The organism is Staphylococcus cornubiensis, assembly GCF_900183575.1.
Classification (GTDB): Bacteria; Bacillota; Bacilli; order Staphylococcales; family Staphylococcaceae; genus Staphylococcus; species Staphylococcus cornubiensis.
In genome coordinates this window covers 1-591 of record NZ_FXUZ01000043.1, presented here as the reverse complement: position 1 = coordinate 591, position 591 = coordinate 1, and the positions used below count along the sequence as shown (strand labels likewise).

1 protein-coding gene is annotated in these 591 nt (G+C 28.6%); it reads left to right on the top strand.

From position 1 onward, the window contains the following. Window positions 1–591: hypothetical protein (locus tag CCE82_RS12410; protein ID WP_159454548.1), on the top strand; the 591-nt coding region annotated here is incomplete at both ends.

The following is a 591-nucleotide window of genomic DNA, read 5'->3' as shown; positions in this document are numbered from 1 at the left end:
GTCAAGTCAGCATGATTTTCGATATAATTATTTTGTAAATCAATTAACAGATAATGTAATAACTGAAGGTATAGATGAAGAGAGAGCATTTATTTATGATAGAGATGAACAATTAGATTGGTTATTAGTTAACATACTAAATAAAGTTCAACGAGCTGCCGATGGATGGGGAATGAGAAATGCTAAACCGCATCACAGAACACAAACATTTAGAGATATGGAGCATTATTTCCTTAGAGATGTATCGAAAATGATAGATAAAGAGCTTAACAAAAAGGAGAACTTAAATAAGCAATCTAAAAAATATGAATTCGATAATAAGATAAAGGTCATTAATGACAATATTGCGCTTTTTAATGAAGATGAACAAATTAGAAAGCATTTACTAGAATTACGCAAACGATTAGACTTTCATTCTGCAGCAGTATTAGATAAGAAAAATCATTCACACATAAGCAATGAAATGTTCCAATATTTTATGGATGATATGCAGCAAGTTGTAACATTGATAGACCGATACATTAATAAGACTGAACATTATAATGATATGAAAAATGGCTATATTAATGAATATAAATCATTTTATAATGC